The organism is Pseudomonas sp. Fl4BN1 (assembly GCF_009908285.1).
In the GTDB taxonomy this organism is placed as follows: Bacteria; Pseudomonadota; Gammaproteobacteria; order Pseudomonadales; family Pseudomonadaceae; genus Aquipseudomonas.
This window is the reverse complement of the sequence record NZ_JAAARM010000009.1, coordinates 26,825-44,965: the sequence shown is the minus strand read 5'-3', so window position 1 is coordinate 44,965 and position 18,141 is coordinate 26,825. Positions and strand designations below refer to the sequence as shown.

The 18,141-nt window shown below is 60.5% G+C and carries 16 protein-coding genes; 11 read left to right on the top strand and 5 right to left on the bottom strand.

The features are described 5' to 3' along the window. Positions 1-37: 37 nt before the first annotated feature. Entirely contained in the window at positions 38-988 is a 951-nt protein-coding gene (locus tag GV818_RS12350) for a homoserine kinase (RefSeq protein WP_161752351.1), read from the bottom strand. A gap of 65 nt (positions 989-1,053) precedes the next feature. After that, entirely contained in the window at positions 1,054-1,341 is a 288-nt protein-coding gene (locus GV818_RS12345; protein ID WP_161752350.1) for a DUF2782 domain-containing protein, read from the bottom strand. Between the two features lie 74 nt (positions 1,342-1,415). On the opposite strand from GV818_RS12345, the gene polA reads away from it, so the two are divergent. Beyond that, positions 1,416-4,208, top strand: a complete 2,793-nt coding sequence (gene polA / locus GV818_RS12340) for a DNA polymerase I (protein ID WP_161776679.1) — start codon at positions 1,416-1,418, stop codon at positions 4,206-4,208. Between the two features lie 414 nt (positions 4,209-4,622). Here polA and yihA read toward each other — a convergent pair whose 3' ends face one another. Further along, complete coding sequence (yihA, locus tag GV818_RS12335) at positions 4,623-5,264, bottom strand: ribosome biogenesis GTP-binding protein YihA/YsxC (RefSeq protein ID WP_161776678.1); 642 nt, start codon at positions 5,262-5,264, stop codon at positions 4,623-4,625. Positions 5,265-5,455: 191 nt separating this feature from the next. Here yihA and GV818_RS12330 point away from each other — a divergent pair, with 191 nt between their 5' ends. The 7 genes from GV818_RS12330 (at position 5,456) to GV818_RS12300 (ending at position 12,898) form a co-directional block, all read left to right on the top strand. After that, positions 5,456-5,746 carry a c-type cytochrome gene (locus GV818_RS12330; protein WP_161752344.1) on the top strand — a complete coding sequence of 97 codons (291 nt, stop codon included), beginning with the start codon at positions 5,456-5,458 and terminating at the stop codon, positions 5,744-5,746. A gap of 45 nt (positions 5,747-5,791) precedes the next feature. After that, positions 5,792-6,397 carry a c-type cytochrome gene (locus GV818_RS12325; protein WP_161752342.1) on the top strand — a complete coding sequence of 202 codons (606 nt, stop codon included), beginning with the start codon at positions 5,792-5,794 and terminating at the stop codon, positions 6,395-6,397. A gap of 197 nt (positions 6,398-6,594) precedes the next feature. Continuing rightward, positions 6,595-7,224 (top strand): thiol:disulfide interchange protein DsbA/DsbL, encoded by a 630-nt coding sequence (locus GV818_RS12320; protein WP_161752340.1) that lies wholly within the window; start codon positions 6,595-6,597, stop codon positions 7,222-7,224. Between the two features lie 12 nt (positions 7,225-7,236). Further along, positions 7,237-8,115, top strand: a complete 879-nt coding sequence (locus GV818_RS12315; RefSeq protein ID WP_161752338.1) for an endonuclease/exonuclease/phosphatase family protein — start codon at positions 7,237-7,239, stop codon at positions 8,113-8,115. Then, the gene (locus GV818_RS12310; protein ID WP_161776677.1) at positions 8,112-10,322 is read left to right on the top strand and encodes a GGDEF domain-containing protein; all 2,211 of its coding nucleotides are present in this window, start codon (positions 8,112-8,114) and stop codon (positions 10,320-10,322) included. The genes GV818_RS12315 and GV818_RS12310 overlap by 4 nt, the downstream gene beginning before the upstream one ends. A 100-nt stretch (positions 10,323-10,422) precedes the next feature. Beyond that, a complete protein-coding gene (locus tag GV818_RS12305; RefSeq protein WP_161776676.1) occupies positions 10,423-11,202 on the top strand; it encodes an N-acetylmuramoyl-L-alanine amidase in 780 nt (259 codons plus the stop codon). A gap of 73 nt (positions 11,203-11,275) precedes the next feature. Then, on the top strand, positions 11,276-12,898 hold the full coding sequence (locus GV818_RS12300; RefSeq protein WP_161752332.1) for an EAL domain-containing protein: 1,623 nt from the start codon (positions 11,276-11,278) through the stop codon (positions 12,896-12,898). 4 nt (positions 12,899-12,902) lie between these two features. On the opposite strand, the gene GV818_RS12295 is transcribed toward GV818_RS12300, so the two are convergent. After that, complete coding sequence (locus tag GV818_RS12295; RefSeq protein ID WP_161776675.1) at positions 12,903-14,687, bottom strand: ATP-binding protein; 1,785 nt, start codon at positions 14,685-14,687, stop codon at positions 12,903-12,905. A gap of 10 nt (positions 14,688-14,697) precedes the next feature. Then, a complete protein-coding gene (gene algB, locus GV818_RS12290; protein WP_161752328.1) occupies positions 14,698-16,044 on the bottom strand; it encodes a sigma-54-dependent response regulator transcription factor AlgB in 1,347 nt (448 codons plus the stop codon). Between the two features lie 407 nt (positions 16,045-16,451). On the opposite strand from algB, the gene GV818_RS12285 reads away from it, so the two are divergent. The 3 genes from GV818_RS12285 (at position 16,452) to GV818_RS12275 (ending at position 17,450) form a co-directional block, all read left to right on the top strand. Then, positions 16,452-16,736, top strand: a complete 285-nt coding sequence (locus tag GV818_RS12285) for a hypothetical protein (RefSeq protein ID WP_161776674.1) — start codon at positions 16,452-16,454, stop codon at positions 16,734-16,736. An 82-nt stretch (positions 16,737-16,818) separates the two neighbouring features. Beyond that, entirely contained in the window at positions 16,819-16,983 is a 165-nt protein-coding gene (locus GV818_RS12280) for a DUF1328 domain-containing protein (protein ID WP_003170804.1), read from the top strand. A 2-nt stretch (positions 16,984-16,985) separates the two neighbouring features. Further along, the gene (locus GV818_RS12275; protein WP_161776673.1) at positions 16,986-17,450 is read left to right on the top strand and encodes an inhibitor of vertebrate lysozyme family protein; all 465 of its coding nucleotides are present in this window, start codon (positions 16,986-16,988) and stop codon (positions 17,448-17,450) included. Positions 17,451-18,141: the final 691 nt, after the last annotated feature.

The following is an 18,141-nucleotide window of genomic DNA, read 5'->3' as shown; positions in this document are numbered from 1 at the left end:
GTTGTAGACGTAGGAGCGGGCTTGCCCGCGAAGCGTTTCAGAGGGCGAATGGCAATGGCAGGTTGACCTGTTGCCGCTGCGCCAGGTGCCGCTGGAACTCCATCGGGTCATGAATCAGTACGTCCTGCCCGGCGAAGCTCTCGGCGGCAATCAGCCGTGACAACCAGAACCGTACGCAGGCTACTCGCAGCATTGTCGGCCAGAGTTCGGCCTCCGCGGCAGTGAAGGGCCGCAGCGCCGCATAGGCACCCAGCAAGGCCCGGGCTCGCTGCCCGTCGATGACGCCCTCGGCATCGGAACACCAGTCGTTCAGGGCAATGGCTACGTCGTAGAGCATCGGCCCTGAGCAGGCGTTGTAGAAGTCGATCAGGCCGGTCAGATGGGTGCCTTCGAACATGGCGTTGTCACGGAACAGATCGGCATGGATGTTGGCCCGGGGCAGGGCGAGGATCCTGGTTTTTTTCTCGGAAATCTCCTCCAGCGCCCGTTGCAGCAGGTCTTGTGCCGTTGCATCCAGGTGAGGCAACAGTTGCGTGCCCTCTTGCTGCATCCAGTCCAGGCCACGATCAGTCTTGCGCTTGATCATGTTGTCCTTGGTGGCTACGTGCAGATGGCCGAGCAGTTCACCAACCTGGATGCAATGCTGGGCGTTGGCTTGCTTGATGTGTTTGCCCGCCAGGCGCGGTTGCAGCAGCGCCGGCTTGCCCGCCAATTCCCGCAGGGCGATGCCGTCGGTGGTGCGCAATGCGTAGGGCACCGGCAGATTGGCCTGGTGCAGCACGTCCAGCAGTTCGATGAAGAACGGCATTTCCTGGACCGGGCCGCGCTCCACCAGGGTCAGGACGAACTCGCCCTGTTCCAGGCTGATGAAGAAGTTGGTGTTTTCGCTACCAGCGGCGATCCCCTGGAAGTCAAGCAGGCGGCCGAGCCCATAGGGGGCGAGAAAGGTTTCCAGCTCGGGCCGAGCCAGGGGGGTGAACACAGACATGGTTAAAAACTGCCAGTACGGGCGCCGCTATCAAGCCAGCGCCATTGAGTTGAAGTCGGAGTGGTTTACCACTCAAAGATTTTCCACGAAGGGATCAGCATATCCGGCTGATCCGAACGGATGAAGTTGCCGTCGGAGCCATCAGCGCGCACCAGGAAATAAGGTTTGCCACCTTTTGGCGTGATCTTGATGGCATACAAAAAGCCATTTTGCCGGTATTCCTGGATGGTCTTGTCGCCTTCCGTGCGAATGGTCACTTCCGGGTCTGCTGACGGCGCATCTTCTGCGGCGATCACGGCCATTGGAGCGATTGCAATCAAGCCGGCCAGCAGCAAGCGATTTAGTGTGCGCATGATAACCTTGTCCCTTTGTCGTCAACGGTCCCGCTATTCTAGCGCCGGACCCGCCGAAAAGGTTGATCCTGCTCATGAGCCAAGCCCCCCTCGTCCTGGTGGACGGTTCTTCATATCTGTACCGCGCGTTTCACGCGTTGCCACCGCTGACCACCTCCAAAGGCCTGCCTACCGGTGCGGTCAAGGGCGTGCTGAACATGCTCAAGAGTCTGCGCAGGCAGTACCCGAACAGTCCGTTCGCCGTGGTCTTCGACGCCAAGGGCGGGACCTTCCGCGATGACATGTATGCCGAATACAAGGCCAACCGCCCGAGCATGCCCGACGATATGCGGGTACAGATCGAGCCCTTGCATGCCAGCGTGATCGCCCTGGGTTTCCCGTTGCTATGCGTTGAAGGGGTCGAGGCTGATGACGTGATCGGCACTCTGGCCCGCAGCAGCGCGGCGGCGGATCGTCCGGTGGTGATTTCCACCGGCGACAAGGACATGGCACAGCTGGTGGATGGGCACATTACCTTGGTCAACACCATGACCGGTAGCAGCATGGACGTGGAGGGCGTGAAGGAGAAATTCGGCGTCGCTCCCGAGCAGATCATCGATTACCTGGCGTTGATGGGCGACTCTTCCGACAACATCCCGGGGGTTCCGGGCATTGGTCCGAAGACCGCTTCCGGCTTGCTGGTGGGGGTCAATGGCGGCCTGAAAGACCTGTACGAGCAGCTCGATATAGTGCCGACCTTGCCGATTCGTGGGGCCAAGACCCTGCCGGCCAAGCTCGAAGAACACAAGGAAATGGCCTTCCTCTCCTATCAGTTGGCAACCATCAAGGTGGATGTGGCGCTGGATGTGGGGCTGGACGATCTGCACTTGCGCGAGCCGGATCGCGAGAAGCTGGCTGAGCTCTACAGCCTGCTGGAGTTCAAGAGTTGGCTCGACGACTTGCAGCGCGATGCCAAGCGCGTCGAACTCAGTGCAGCTGCGGTGCCGGAAGAGCTGGCAGAGCAGCCGGCAGCGGCCGAGCAGGCACCACTTGAACTGCAGTACGAAACCATCCTCGATCAGGAACGTTTCACGGTCTGGCTGGATCGGCTGAAGAACGCCAAGCTGATTGCCTTCGATACCGAAACCACCGGTATCGATGCGCAGCAGGCGCAACTGGTGGGCCTGTCCTTCTCGGTCAAGGCCGGCGAAGCGGCCTACATCCCGCTGACTCACTCCTATATGGGCGTGCCGGAGCAGCTGGACCGCGATACCGTATTGCTGGCGTTGAAGCCGTTGCTGGAGGACCCGAAGCTGCTCAAGGTCGGCCAGCATGCCAAGTTCGACATGAACATCCTGGCCAACTGCGCCATCGGGGGCGATCAGGCGAACGGCATTACCGTACGCGGTGTGGCTTTCGACACCATGCTTGAATCCTACGTGCTCAACTCCACCGCCACCCGTCATGACATGGACAGCCTGGCGCAGAAGTACCTGGACCACAGCACCGTGAGTTTCCAGGACATCGCCGGCAAGGGCGCCAAGCAGCTGACCTTCGATCAGATTCCCCTGGATCAGGCGGGACCTTACGCCGCCGAAGATGCCGACGTGACCTTGCGTCTACACCAAGCCTTGTTCGAGAAACTCACCGCCATTCCGAGCCTGGCCAGCGTGCTGACCGATATCGAGATGCCGCTGGTACCGGTTCTGGCACGCATTGAGCGCCAGGGTGCCTTGGTGGATGACAAGTTGCTGGGGGTACAGAGCATCGAGCTGGGGGACAAGATGGTTGCCCTGGAGCGCGAAGCCTTCGAGATCGCCGGTGAGGAATTCAATCTGGGTTCGCCCAAGCAACTGGGCTCGATTCTCTATGACAAGCTCGGCCTGCCGGTGCTGAAGAAGACCGCCAAGGGGCAGCCTTCCACCGCCGAGGAGGTGCTGGCAAGGCTGGCGGAGGACGACTATCCGCTGCCTCGGGTGCTGATGCAGTACCGCTCCATGAGCAAGCTGAAAAGCACCTACACCGATCGCCTGCCGGAACAGATCAACCCGCGCACCGGGCGGATCCACACGTCCTATCACCAGGCGGTGGCGTCCACTGGGCGTCTGTCTTCCAGTGATCCGAACTTGCAGAACATTCCGGTGCGCACTGCCGAGGGCCGGCGTATTCGCCAGGCCTTTATCGCCCCGGCCGGCTACAAACTGCTGGCAGCGGACTATTCGCAGATTGAGCTGCGGATCATGGCGCACCTGTCCCGGGATGAAGGCCTGCTGAATGCCTTCCGCAACAATCTGGACGTGCACACCGCTACTGCGGCCGAGGTATTCAAGGTCGAACTCAAGGATGTCACTTCCGATCAGCGGCGCAGTGCCAAGGCCATCAACTTCGGCCTGATCTACGGCATGGGCGCGCAGAAGCTGGGCAAGGATATCGGTGTCGATACCAAGCAGGCCAAGGCCTACATCGATACTTATTTTGCCCGCTATCCGGGGGTTCGCGAGTATATGGACCGCACCCGCGCCCAAGCGGCGGACCAGGGATACGTGGAGACTATCTTCGGTCGTCGGCTGTACCTGCCGGAGATCAACTCCAACAAGCCACAGGAGCGTGCTGGCGCCGAGCGTACTGCGATCAACGCGCCCATGCAGGGCACGGCGGCGGACATCATCAAGAAAGCCATGGTGGCGGTAGATAACTGGCTGGAGTCTTCGGGGCTGGACGCCAGGGTCATTCTTCAAGTGCACGACGAACTGGTGCTGGAAGTGCGTGAGGATCTGGTGGATCAGGTTCGCGAGGAAATTCGCGGTCACATGAGCGCTGCCGCGACCCTGGATGTGCCTCTACTGGTCGAGGTCGGGGTGGGAAACAACTGGGATGAGGCCCACTAAGGGCACTTTCCAGCGGTTTTTCCCGCGGCATAGTGTCGCGCCAAGAACTGGCGAAGAGCTATTAGCACGGAAAATTTCACCGATTATTACCAATAGTTTTTGCAACCCGTTGGAACTAAATCGGTGAAGCTCCACTCAGAGTTACTGAATGGGTGGTGAAGCCCTTCGATGCTCCTATGTTGTGTTAAGTGTTGGCAGATATCTGGACCCCGCCCTAGCGGTCTAGAACTTAAACCCCGAACTTCCCCTCCCCATACGAAGTCCGGGGTTTTTTTTGCCTGAAAATTGCCTGGGAAATGACCATGCTGCGTTAAAAGCGCGGCGCGAAATGCTCATTTACAGCCAGTAAACTCCGCTTTCGCACCGCGTTTTTGCCTTGCCTGATCATCCCCCAGACAATTCTCCCTACGTCTTTCAGGCCTCGGCTTCGGCGCCTTTGTCGGCCAGTTCCATCCAGTCCGCTAACACGGTGTAGGCCTCTTCCAGGCCCATGCGCTTGGGGGCCGAGAACAGTTGGATGGTGATGGTTTCGCCCCAGCCCTTGCGGATTTGCGAGTGGACCTTGAGCAGGGTGTTCTTGGCTGCGCCGTAGGTCAGCTTGTCGGCCTTGGTCAGCAGGATGTGCATCGGCATGCCGCTGGCCACTGCCCAGTCCAGCATCAGCAGGTCGAAGTCAGTCATTGGATGACGGATATCCATCATCAGAATCAAGCCTTTGAGGCTCTCGCGGCTGCCCAGGTAGGCTTCCAGGTGGCGCTGCCAGTGCTGCTTCAACGGGATCGGTACTTTGGCGTAACCGTAGCCCGGGAGGTCGACCAGACGGCGTTCGTCGTCTAGCTTGAAGAAGTTCAACAACTGCGTACGCCCCGGGGTTTTCGAGGTGCGCGCCAGGCTGGCGTGGGTCAGGGTGTTCAGGGCGCTGGATTTACCGGCGTTGGAACGCCCGGCAAAAGCCACTTCAAAGCCGTCATCGTCAGGGCATTGATCGACTTTGGCGGCGCTGAGCATGAACGTAGACTGTTGGCACAGGCCGAGGATGGGGTTCTTGAGTTGCATGGGATATCCGGTAAGGGCGATGCCGAGAGTGGGCGCGGCAAGCGGTGTCGTTTCCGTTTCAGTAACGCCAGTATATAATGCCGCAGATTTTGTGTGCGCTTTGTCCCAGCGTAGGATGAAGTTCACGAGAGCGATAAACCTTGAATGCGCAGTAGAACGCAGCACGCTCTCAACCCTGAAAAGGTCGTTTTATGACGAAATGGCTGCTAGCTGCCGGTGTCTTGATGCCGCTTTACAGCGCTCAGGCTACACAGGATCCGGAAGCTGTGTACAACCGTGTTTGTGAGGCTTGTCATTCCGGCCAACTACCCACGGCGCCCCGCAAGGGCGACCAGGAAGCTTGGGCGCCGAGGTTGGCGCAAGGTATGGAGACGCTGGTACAACACGTGACCCAGGGTTTCAAGGCGATGCCGCCGCGTGGTTTGTGCATGGACTGCAGTGCCGAGGATTACCAAGCCATCATCCATTGGATGAGCGAGTGATCCCGGCCCATAACTCTTAACCCTTAGCCGTAGTTGGATTAGCTGATGAACAAATTACTCGTGAGTCTGCTGTTGACCTTGGGCATTACAGGTGTCGCCCATGCCGCAGGCGACGCTGCTGCCGGTCAGGCGAAAGCCGCAGTATGTGGCGCTTGCCACGGTCCTGATGGGAACAGCATGGCGCCAAACTTTCCAAAGCTGGCGGGTCAGGGGGAAAAGTACCTGGAGAAGCAGTTGCACGATATCAAGTCGGGTAAACGCCAAGTACTGGAAATGACCGGTCTGCTGACCAACCTGAGTGATCAGGATATGGCTGATATCTCCGCCTACTTCGCTAGCCAGAAAGGCAGCGTTGGCGCGGCTGATCCGAAAGTCGTGGCCCGTGGTGAAGAGCTCTTCCGTGGCGGCAAACTGGATCAGGGCATGCCTGCCTGCATCGGTTGCCACTCGCCAAACGGCGCGGGTAACGCAGCGGCCGGTTTCCCTCACCTGAGTGGCCAACACGCCCAGTACGTGGCCAAGCAGTTGACTGACTTCCGCGAAGGCAACCGTACCAACGACGGCGACACCCTGGTCATGCGCACCATTGCCGGCAAGCTGAGCAACAAAGACATCGAAGCGGTGTCCAGCTATATTCAGGGCCTGCACTAAGGCTGTTTCGATCGGGCTTGCCGAGGATGCGAAGCCACGGCAATGTTAATGATCGATTAATCTGACGGTGCAAGCATAAAGGGTGGCTCAGGCCGCCCTTTTTTATGGCGTCTGCCGCTACACTAGCGAACTCAAGCCCGCCATGACCTGTCTTAATCCAGGCCGCGCGAGGCGCCAAAATTGTCCAGGAGTAAAGCATGCGTAATCTGATTCTCAGCGCCGCTCTCGTCACCGCCAGCTTGTTTGGTGTGACCGCTCAAGCCGCCGAACCGCTTGAAGCCGGTAAACAATATGTCGAGTTGAGCAGCGCCGTTCCGGTTGCGGTGCCAGGCAAGATCGAAGTGGTTGAGTTGTTCTGGTACGGCTGCCCACACTGCTACGCCTTCGAGCCGACCATCAATCCCTGGGCTGAAAAGCTCCCTGCCGATGTCAACTTCGTGCGCATCCCGGCGATGTTCGGCGGCATCTGGAATATCCACGGCCAGCTGTTCATCACCCTGGAAGCCATGGGCGTCGAGAACAAGGTTCACAAAGCGGTATTCGAAGCTATCCACAACGGCAAGAAGCTCGCCACTCCAGAAGAGATGGCTGAGTTCCTGGCAGCCGAAGGCGTCGACAAGGACAAGTTCCTGAGCACCTACAACTCCTTCGCCGTCAAAGGCAAGGTCGAGGATGCCAAGAAGAAAGCCCAGGCTTATCAGATCACTGGCGTACCGACCATGGTGGTCAATGGTAAGTACCGTTTCGACTTGGGCACCGCCGGTGGTCCTGAAGGCGCGCTGAGCGTGGCCGAACAGCTGATCGCCAAAGAGCGCGCGGCCAAGTAAGCGCCGCCTGTCATGCCGCGCTGGGGTTCGGAACGCATCGTTGGCCTGCATGATCCGCAGGTCAACGAGCATCATTTAGCGTCGACCGGCCTGCCGGCGGACAGTCGTCTGCGCTTGCTCAGTTTCAATATCCAGGTCGGTATCAGTACCGAACGTTATCGCCATTACCTGACCCGTGGCTGGCAGCACTTGCTGCCCCATAACGGGCGTGCGGACAACCTGCAGAAGATCGGTAACCTGCTGGGTGACTTTGACCTGGTGGCCCTGCAGGAAGCCGATGGCGGCAGCCTGCGCTCTGGCTACATCAATCAGGTGGAACACCTGGCCCAGCTGGGCGCCTTTCCCTACTGGTACCAACAGCTCAATCGCAACTTAGGGCGCCTGGCGCAGCACAGCAATGGCGTGCTCAGTCGCTTGCGTCCCTGGGCTATCGAAGACCACCCACTGCCCGGCCCCAAGGGGCGTGGTGCAATCCTGGTGCGTTTCGGCGAAGGGCCTGAGGCGCTGGTGGTGGTGATGATGCACCTGGCGCTTGGTGCCCGGACTCGAACCCGGCAACTGGCGTACATCCGCGAGTTGATCGGTGGCTACAAGCATCAGGTGCTGATGGGGGACATGAATACCCACGCCAGCGATCTTCTGGAGCACTCCCCTTTACGTGATCTCAGCCTGTTGGCGCCGCAACTGCAGGCGACCTTCCCCAGCTGGCGTCCGCAACGCTGCCTGGACCATATTCTGCTCAGCCCCAGCCTGACCCTGGAGCGCGTCGAAGTCCTGGCCCAACCCATATCCGATCACCTGCCGGTCGCGGTAGAGATTCGTCTGCCGGGTTCGCTCACGGCTGATGCATTGCCCGCGTTGAGTCCTGCCCCTCGCGGAACCGATGAATGAGCGACGACGCCCAGCGCTGGAAAGAGAAATACCTTAAAAGTATCGAACAGCAGGAAAAGCTTGAACGCCGTTGGGCGGCTCGCCTCGACTTGCTGCGCCGTGGCCTGGTGCGTAGCACCCTGGCGGCGGAGGGCACCGACCGCGCGGTCGACCAGTGCATGAAGGAAATGCGCGAGGTGGTGCGTACCGACGATATGGATGCTGGGCTGGCAGCCCTTCTGCCACGTCTGGAAAAAGCCGTGCTGGAGTCTGAGCAGCGGCGGGAAACCCGGATCGATCAGATGAGCAGCGCCTTGACGGCGTTGGTCAGCCAACTGCAATCGCTGCCTTTGCCTCGGGAAGTCAGCCGCCCGCTGAAGGCCTTCGCCAAGCAGTTGGACAGCCGGGTCGGTCAGGCGCGGGAGATCCCCTTGTTGCTGGGGGAGCTGAGCAATTTGCAGGGCAAGGTCCTGAGCCAGCTGGAAACCCCTGCCGAGCCAGAGCGACCGAGTTTGTTGCAGCGCCTGTTCGGTACTCGCGAAGCCGGCGATGCAACAGCTCAAGCCGAGGTGCAAGAGACTCCGGCACTCCAGCCCACTCCTGCGCCCGCGGTGGAGCCTGGTCCGCAGCCTGAAGAGGCCTCGGGCGCGGAGGAGGCGATTCGCGAGCACTATCAAACGCCGACCACCGTCTTGCCTGAAGTCGCCGAGGTCGCCCAGGCCGCGCCCGTCATACCGGCACCCCGAGAAGTGGAGCGAGCACCGGAGCCCATTTCCGCGACGCCCGCAGCGGTCGAGCCCGAGGCTGCCATCTCGCCTCCTCCAGCCCCGGTAGTAGCGTTTGTGCCCCCCGTACTGGCCCAGGAAAAAGCGTCTGAGCCTGTGCTGCGGGTCGAGACTGAAGTTGCGGCCCCAGCGCCTGTTCAGCTCGAGCCACAGGCCCCTGCCCCTGAGGTGCCAGCAGCCATGCTCGCTGAGGCGGTGCCGGTACCTGTAGCCGAGGCCCCGACCGATTCGATACCGCTCAACCCCGACGAGTTACTGCCCGCTCCGGCGAGCTCCTCTGCGGTGTTGCTCGACAGCCTGCCTTTACCGCCGGTCATGGCCGAGGCCCTGGCGGCGATTGATCCGGAGCAGCCGGAGCACGATGTGCTCTATGCGTTGCCTGACTCTCCCGAGCCTTCCTACAGTTCGGTGGCCAAACACATTGAACACACCTTGCTGGGGCTGCTTGACGACCTGAGCCTGCCCGAGCGCCACCGGCCCCAGGCCGAGGCCATGCGCGACCGTCTGCAGCACGGGCTGAACTGGTATGAGTTGCTGCCGATCCTCGATGATCTGGCGGTGCTGATGCTGGCAATCACCGATTCGGGCCAGCATGAGTTCGAGGACTACCTCAAGCAACTCAACGAGCGACTGGAAGCCTTCCAGAGCAATCTGCAGGCGGCAAGCGAGGGGCATGCAGATAGCAACTCGGCTGCGCGAGCGATGGACACGCAGATCCGCGAGCAGGTCGACGGCCTGCAGAGCAGTGTGCAGGAAGCGGCGGACCTGGATGACCTCAAGCAGGTGTTGGAAAGTCATCTGGAAGGCTTGCTGGGCACCATGGATCAGCACCAGAAGCAGCGCGACGAACGTGAGAAAGAAGTGGCTGCCCGCCTGCAAAGCCTGGCAGAAAGGGTGTCGAGCATGGAGCAGGAAGCCCAGGGCTACCGCGAGCATCTGGAGGAACAACGGCAGAAGGCCCTGATTGATCCGCTGACTGGGCTGCCCAACCGTGCCGCCTGGACCGAGCGCCTGGAGCATGAGGTCGGAGAGTGGCAACAACACGGCAATAGCTTGCTGCTGGCCATGCTCGACCTCGATCATTTCAAGCGGATCAACGACAACTACGGCCATCTGGCAGGCGACAAGGTGCTGAAGATCATCGCCAACGTGCTGCGCAAGCGCCTGCGCAGCAGCGACTTCATCGCGCGGTTCGGTGGTGAGGAGTTTGTCCTGCTGATGCCCAACACGCCTTGGCCGGTGGGCGCGCGGATAGTGGAAGCGCTGCGCGCGGCGATCGAGGCCTGTCCGTTTCACTTCAAGGGCGAGCCTGTGACCATTACCGTGTCCATCGGCCTGAGTGCGTTCAAGACCGGTGATCGCAGCGATCTGGTGATTAAAAGAGCTGATCAGGCGCTGTACCGAGCCAAGGATGCGGGGCGCAATCGGGTAGAGGCAGGCTGAAGGCTTGCCGCTTCCTGTCTGAAGCCATTGTTTTGCCCATGATGGCCGGAGCAGTACGTTACACTGTTGCATTATCGTCTTCAGCGTACTGCCTTTTGCCATGAAAATTTTTGCTCTCGCTCTTTCCCTGCTGATCATTGCCGGCTGTGCCAGTGGCCCGCGGATCGACACCAGCCATCCGTCGGTCAACTACGATCAGCGTGCCCAGTTCATCATCGTCCACTACACCTCGGCGTCCCTGGAGCGCTCCCTGGCTCTGCTGACCCACGGCCAGGTCAGCAGTCATTACCTGATTGGCGACGACAAAGCCGCCACCATCTACAAACTGGTGGACGAGCAGTACCGTGCCTGGCACGCCGGTGAGAGTCAGTGGCAAGGCCGTACCTGGCTCAATTCCAGCTCCATCGGTATCGAAATCGTCAACCCGGGGTTCCGTGACAGTCCCAGCGGACGGCTCTGGTACCCCTACAGCGAAGCGCAGATCCAGAACCTGATCGTGTTGCTCAAGGACATCAGCAAGCGCAACAACATCTCGCCGCGCCACATCATTGGCCACAGCGACATTGCCCCGTTGCGCAAACTCGACCCGGGTCCATTGTTTCCCTGGAAGCGCCTGGCCGACACCGGACTTGGCTTGTGGCCCGATGCCCAGGCGGTAACGCGCCAGCAGGCGGCATTCGCCGCGAGCCTGCCGAGCATCAGTTGGTTTCAGCAGCAACTGGCCCTGTTGGGTTATGCCACCCCGCAGACCGGCGAGCTGGATGCGCAGACCCGGCACGTCTTGGCGGCCTTCCAGATGCACTACCGCCCGACCCGCTTTGACGGAACACCGGACGCAGAAAGCGCAGCGCTGCTGAAGGTGCTCAACCAGACAAAATAATGACGCCGCCGGACGGTCCGCGCCGATAACCCAATCAGTTGCTATAACTCATTGGTAATCCTTGGGATCTCTCATGATGCCGGCCGCTCGCGAGCCCATGCGTACCTGGTTCTATCGCCCCTGGTTGCTGGCGACGTTGGCGGCTGCGCTGAGTGCGGCAGTGCTGGTGTTGGGCAGCATGGGTGTGGCCATGCATCAGGTCCAACAACGGGAAAGTGAGCAGATGAACGCCCAGGGGCAGCGCTTCCTGGAGCGCCTGGAGCAACTGTTCGGGCAACTGCGTGAAGGCTTGGACGTGCTGGAGGCCCAGCCGTTGCGCGAATGCAGCGTCGATATGGTCGCGGCGCTGCAGCAGGTCAGCTACAGCTATCGCTTCATTTATGAAGCGGCCTACATGGATGCCACTCAGAGCTGTTCGAACTGGCCACGGCAGAACCTCTTGCCGTCGGTCAGGTCGCCGGATATCCGTGGGCCAACCTACAGCTACTGGTTGAATACCTCGACCCAACCCAACGAGAACCTTGCTGCCCTGATGCTGGGTCGGGGCAACTTTCGCGTGGCCACTTCGCGTGGGCATTTGACCGACGTCGTCGACCTGCCGGTGGGTGGCAGCCTGATGGTGGTGGTCGATCATGGCAGCCGAGCGATTCCGGTACTGGGCCCAGCCCGGGCCTGGCCTCCCGTGGAACCCTGGCGGGCCAGTCACGATGGGCCATTGCAGGTCACCCAGGACCTGCTGATCTATCGCATGCCGACCCGCAATCCCGAGTATCAACTGGTGTTGATCATCCCTCGGGCCAGCCTGCAGGCTGAGATGCTCGATGGCTGGTGGTGGCTGTTGCCGATCAGCCTGTTGCTGGCCCTGTTCATTGGCGGCTTGGTGTACCAACTGGTCCGGCAGCGCCAATCCCTGGGGGCGGAGTTGCAGGGGGCATTGCGTCGCGGTGAGTTGCAGGTGCTGTACCAGCCGATCTTCGACCTCAACAGCCGGCTCTGCGTAGGTGCCGAGGCGCTGCTGCGCTGGCGTCGCCCGGATGGCACGCTGACCAGCCCCGATCTGTTCATCCCCCTGGCGGAGAACACCGGGCAGATCCGCCAGATCACCGACTTCGTCCTGCAGCGCCTGCTGGAGCAACTGGGGCATGTGCTGCGGGCCAATCCGCAGTTGTACATCTCGGTCAACCTGGCAGCCTGCGACGTGATGGTGCCGCGAATCGGGCTGGTGATGGCGCGGCTGCTGGCGCTGCACCAGGTGGCGGCGCGGCAGATTGCCTTCGAGGTGACCGAGCGTGGCCTGATCGATGTGGTGGTGGCACGCAACAACCTGCAGGCTTTGCGAGACGTGGGGCATCAGGTGCTGATCGATGACTTCGGTACCGGCTATTGCAGCTTGGCCTACCTGCAAAGCCTGCCGGTGGATTGCCTGAAGATCGACAAAGCCTTTATCGACGCCCTGGGGCATGACGCCGCCAGCAGTGGCGTGGCGCCGCACATCATTCGCATGGCTCACGCGCTGAAGCTCAAGGTGATTGCCGAAGGCATCGAGTTTGAAGACCAGGCGCTGTTGCTAAGCAGCGAGGGGGTGAGCTTTGGCCAGGGCTGGTTGTTCGCCCATGCCCTGAGCGCATTGCAGTTCACCGAGTTGATCACCCGTGGGCGACGCCTGGTGGCCAGGCGGCTGGACGATGAAGCGTGATCTCCTACAGCGGCAGAGCTAGGTAGAACTGGGTGCCCTGCCCCGGTCGTGAGTACACACCCATGCGCCCCCCATGGAGCTGGACGATTTCCTTGCATAGGGCCAGCCCGAGCCCGGCACCGCCCTTCTTGCGCCCCACTTGGACAAAGGGCTCGAAGATCCGCCCCTGCTGGCCATAGGCGATGCCTTCGCCATTGTCCTCGACACTGACAATCACGCGTTCGCCATGGCGCCGGGCCTGCAGGCGGATCTGGCCGCCGCTGGCGGTATGGCGTAGCGCGTTGTCGATCAGGTTGTCCATGACTCGCTCCAACTGCGGCTGGTCGGCCTGCAGTCGTGGCAGCGGCGCCTGGATCTCCAGCATTAGGCTGATCTCTCGTCGTTGCGCCTGTTCGACGAAGCGCTCCTGGGCCTGCTCCAGCAGCTCTTCCAGGGAGCAGGGCGACAGGGTGAGTTTCTGCAGGCCATTCTGGTAGCGGGAAAAATTCAGCAGATCGTTGATCAGTTGCATCAAGCGCTGCATTTCTTCGTTGACCGTATTGAGCAGGTCGGTTTCCCGAGACTCCTCGGCAAAGTGCAGGCGCTCCTGGAGCAGGCCGAAGGCCATGTGCATGCCGGTGACCGGGGTCCGCAGTTCGTGGGAAGCACGCAGCACGAACTCACTGCGCACCCGTTCGAACGCCCGTTGCTCGGTGACATCGTGGAGCACCATAACGGCGCCGAGAATATGCCCCTGGGTATGACTCACCGGGGTCAGGCTGTAGGTCAGCAGGCGCGATTCGCCGTCGACCTCGATGTCCAGGTCATCCGGAGCCCGTTCCAGGCTGCCGCCGCGCAGCACCAGCTGCAGCTGTTCATCCAGCTCCGGGCGCTGCAGAGCGCTACCCAGGCCCTGGCCGAGGCGTTCCTGGTCCCAGCCCAGTTGGCGCTGAGCCACCGGGTTGAGGTGTTCCAGGCAGCCTTGGCGGTCGATCATCAGCAAGCCGTCGTCGATGCTGTCGAGCACCGCCTGCAAGCGTTGCTGGCCGGCCAGCAGTTCATCGACGTTGGTTGCCTGATGCTGGCGCAGGGCTTCGGCCATGATGCCGAAACGCCGGGTCAGCAGGTTCATCTCTGCCGCCGCCGAGATCGGCAGGGTAACGTCGAAATTACCTTGGCCGATCTTGTCTGCCGCCTTGGCCAGAGCTTCGATCGGGCCACCAAAGCGCCGGGCGATGGCGTGGGCGGTGATGAAGCCGATGATCAGTACCGCCAGGCCGACAATGCCCAGCAGGCTGGCCACCAGCAGTGCCCGGTCGCGGGCTTGGCGTTCCACTTGGCTGATGTTGTCCAGGGCGCGCTTGTGTTCGTTGATGAGCCCACTGCGCAAGGTATTGAAGCGTTCGGTCAACTCGTTGTTCTGACTCAGCCCAGAGGCTGAGCTGTTGCGTTCAAAGGCCTGAAAGAAACTCAGGTAGTCGTCGCGGGCCTGTTGGAAGCCGCTTAGCCCCTGGTTCTGCTGTTCGTGGGCTATGCCTTGGTCGAGCAATTCCAGGTAGTGCTGCCTGGAGGCTTCCAGGGTTGTGGGATCAGGCTTGTTGCTGAGCATGAGGATCAGCTGGTCACCCAGGGTCTGGCGCAGCTTGAGCCCCAGGTCCAGGGTGATGAAGTTGTTGCGGATTAGCGATTCCTGGGTGTTGGCCATCTGCATCACGCTGACCAGCCCGAGCACCAGCCCCAGCAAGGCTACGGTGATCAGGGCCGAAATGCTGAGAAACAGCCGGGTCCGCAGTTTCATCGCCAACTTCATAAGATGTCGCTCACAGGTTGTACTGTTTACGCTTGCGGTACAGCGTCGAAGCATCGATGCCCAGGGTCTTGGCCGCTTGATCCAGGGTGTCGCTGGTGGCCAGGACGGCACCGATATGAGCCTTTTCCAACTCGTCGAGGCTCAATGCGGCGCCGATCCGCGGGGCGTTGTTGGTGGGCTGCTCGGCCATGCCCAGATGGCTGATTTCCACCCGCTCCTGAGGGCAGATAATGCTCGCCCGCTCCACTACGTTGCGCAGTTCGCGGATGTTGCCCGGCCAGCGGTAGTTCAGCAGGGCCTCTCGGGCCTCGTCGCTGAAGCCGCGCGCCGGCCGCGAATACTCTTTGACGAAGCGTGCGAGGAAGCGGTCGGCCAGGGTCAGGATGTCTTCGCTGCGCTCGCGCAGGGGGGGCAGGTGCAGGGTGATCACGTTCAGGCGGTACAGCAAGTCTTCGCGAAAACGCCCTTCGCGCACCATGTCCTCGAGGTTGAGGTTGGTGGCGGCGAGGATGCGCACATCGGCGCGGCGGGTTACCGGGTCGCCGACGCGCTCATATTCCTTGTCCTGGATAAAACGTAGCAGCTTGGGTTGCAGGGTCAGCGGGAAGTCGCCGATCTCATCGAGGAACAGGGTGCCGCCATCGGCTTGGTTGACCCGGCCCAGGGTACTTTCGCTGGCCCCGGTGAAGGCGCCGCGGCTGTGGCCGAAGAGTTCGCTTTCCATCAGTTCAGCAGTCAATGACGGGCAGTTGATGGTTACACAGGACTTTTTCGCCCGTTTGCTCCAGCCGTGGATGGCCTGGGCCAGTTCGCCCTTACCGGTCCCGGATTCGCCGAGGATCAGGATATTGGCGTCGGTGGCGGCGACCTGACGCGCGGTTTCCAGTACCACCTTCATGGCCGGGCTGTGGGAGTCCAGGCCATCCTTGGGTTTGCGCACTTCGCCCTCCAGGGCTTCCAGGCGCGCCGAAAGCTGGCGAACTTCCAGTTGCTTGGCAGTGGCCAGACGCAGTTGGTCGGGGCTGCAAGGCTTGACCAGGTAGTCGGCGGCGCCGGCCTGGATCGCGTCCACCGCAGTGTCCACGGCGGAGTGCGCGGTGACGATCACCACCCGCATCCAGGGTGCCTGGATCCGCATCTGTGCCAGCACATCGAGGCCGTTGTCTTCACCCAGGCGCAGGTCGAGGAAGCACAGGTCAAACACCTGGCGTTGCAGCAGGGCATCCGCCTGGGCCGCGCTGTTGGCGGTGGCCACGGTATAGCCCTCATCTTCCAGGCAGTAGCGGAAGGTGCGAAGGATTGCGGATTCGTCATCCACCAGAAGGATGCGGCCTTGATTCTCCGGCGCTGACTCCATTTCCCGGGCTCCTTTAATGAATGGTCTTATTTAGTCCCGGAAAGATCGGGCAAGTTGCAAGGTTGATTCTGATTCATTCCACGACATGCAGGTTAGATATCTCCGGCTGAAATGGTTAACAGGCTGCGTAGATCTGTATCAGGCCATTCGCCGATCGGCAAAGTTCCCCCTGTGATCAAAAAGCGTCCAAGGCAGATCTGGTGGATCGTGCATTTCGCACGGTCAGCCAGGAGGCATCGTGCAGGATGCGTATCGACAGTTGTCGTTTAAATATCATAACTAGTTGATTTTATTGATTTTTATCCTCGTTAAAAAGCTGGCATGCAGACTGCAATAACCCTCTTATCGAGGAGTGCAGGTAATGGCTTCCATAACAACATCACCACCAATGTGGGAGGAGCTTCAGGATGAATCGCCAACGTTTTACCCAATTGCGTATTGCACCACTGCATCTCCAGCAAGGCCTGTTTGCCAGCCTTGCATTGTTGGTCACCCTGATCGCCGGGCAACAGTTCCAACGCTGGCAAGACAGTCAGGTGCCTGCGCCACGTGTGCCGGTTCATCACTTCACCCAGACCCATTTCAGCTCGGTCAGCAGTCAGCTCACCGATACCACTCCCATGCAACTGATGGTCGTCGACCAGGCGCAGCCGGCGCTGGACGCGCCACGTCAGGAACGCTGGGTGTTCTAGGCATCAAGGTCGGGCCCGCAATCGGCGGCACCCGGCTGGCTCCACACGCAGTACCACTAATAGAAGAGTAAGGAGAATCATCATGCTGAGCTGGGCAATCACATTCCTGATCATTGCCATTGTCGCTGCCGTTCTGGGCTTCGGTGGTATCGCGGGCACCGCCACGGGTATCGCCAAGATCCTCTTTGTGGTGTTCCTGGTGATGTTTATCGCTTCGTTCTTCTTTGGCCGTCGTGGCCGAGGCTGACCATGAGTCTCTTGTTCAAGACATTGGCCGCCACGCTGCTGCTGGGCGCCAGCGCCCTGGCGTCGGCGGCCAATGATGGCCAGGCACGAGCCAACGAGTTGCTGGGTACGGATCCGCAGTTTCGTGAAACCTGGCAGGGGGTTGTGCACAAGGAAGAGCGCCTGCCCGAGTGGGTGATGAACCTCTCGGGTGATGCTCAACAAATGAACGCCATTGCAGAGGACGGCGACCAATACCTGGTCGGGCCGTTGTGTGAAACCGCGCAGAGCTGCCAGAACCAGCGCTTGATTGTCGCCTTCGGTTTCGACAAGAAGCATGCCTACGCCATGCTGGTGGACGTGCCGGCGGGGCTGCCCGTGGACAAGTCGCCCACCCGCCATGCCAATTACCGTTTCCTCGGCAAGCCCGATGAAGGTATGCAGGCCTTGCTCAAGGAGCAGTTGAGGAAAGACCCGAACTGGTACTGAGTTCGAGTCTGCCGCTGTTGCGTAATCGATAGTGGAGCGTGCCGCCAAGGCGCTTTCGACTGTGCACTGCCCGAGAAAGGCGTGTGCCTGACCAAGCGGCCGGGACTTTCTGATCCGCAGGTGATCGGGGTGTAGGGGTACAGGGAGTTCCTCCGCCAAGGGCGGGTCAGGAAAGAGCGGCGGTGCAGGTTTCCAGGTCGGCATCGACTTGACGAGCTTGCGGCGTGCTTGAATACGCAAAGTCCTGTACTAGAGCCATCGGCTCACCTTCATCGGCTTTCCCTTAGAAAATCTTCCTTTGACCCCGGTCAAACGTTTCTTCTTGTTTCTCTGCGACCGTATATCGAGAAACTTCGTAGGAAATCCTGATCGGTCTTAGGCTTTTTATTCAGGACATTTCTGAGTTATTTAAGGCCTTTTCCTGACCCCCCCGACAACCCTGGACGCCGCCTGAAATGGCCGTTTCACGGCATTTCTGCCTGCCGAAATGGCGTATTCGAACCGGTTGGGACGCTCGTTTTGTTTGTAAAAGCTCATGCCGATTCGGCATAGGGTAGGCGTTTACGGCATTAGACGTGCTCCCCTTGCATCGGAATAGTTGCGCCTTTTTTCGCCCGCAGAGAGCCGTAAATGCTCGTTCGGGATGACCTTATACGGGGGCCGATGCCCAAACTATTCCGCCATTGAGCGT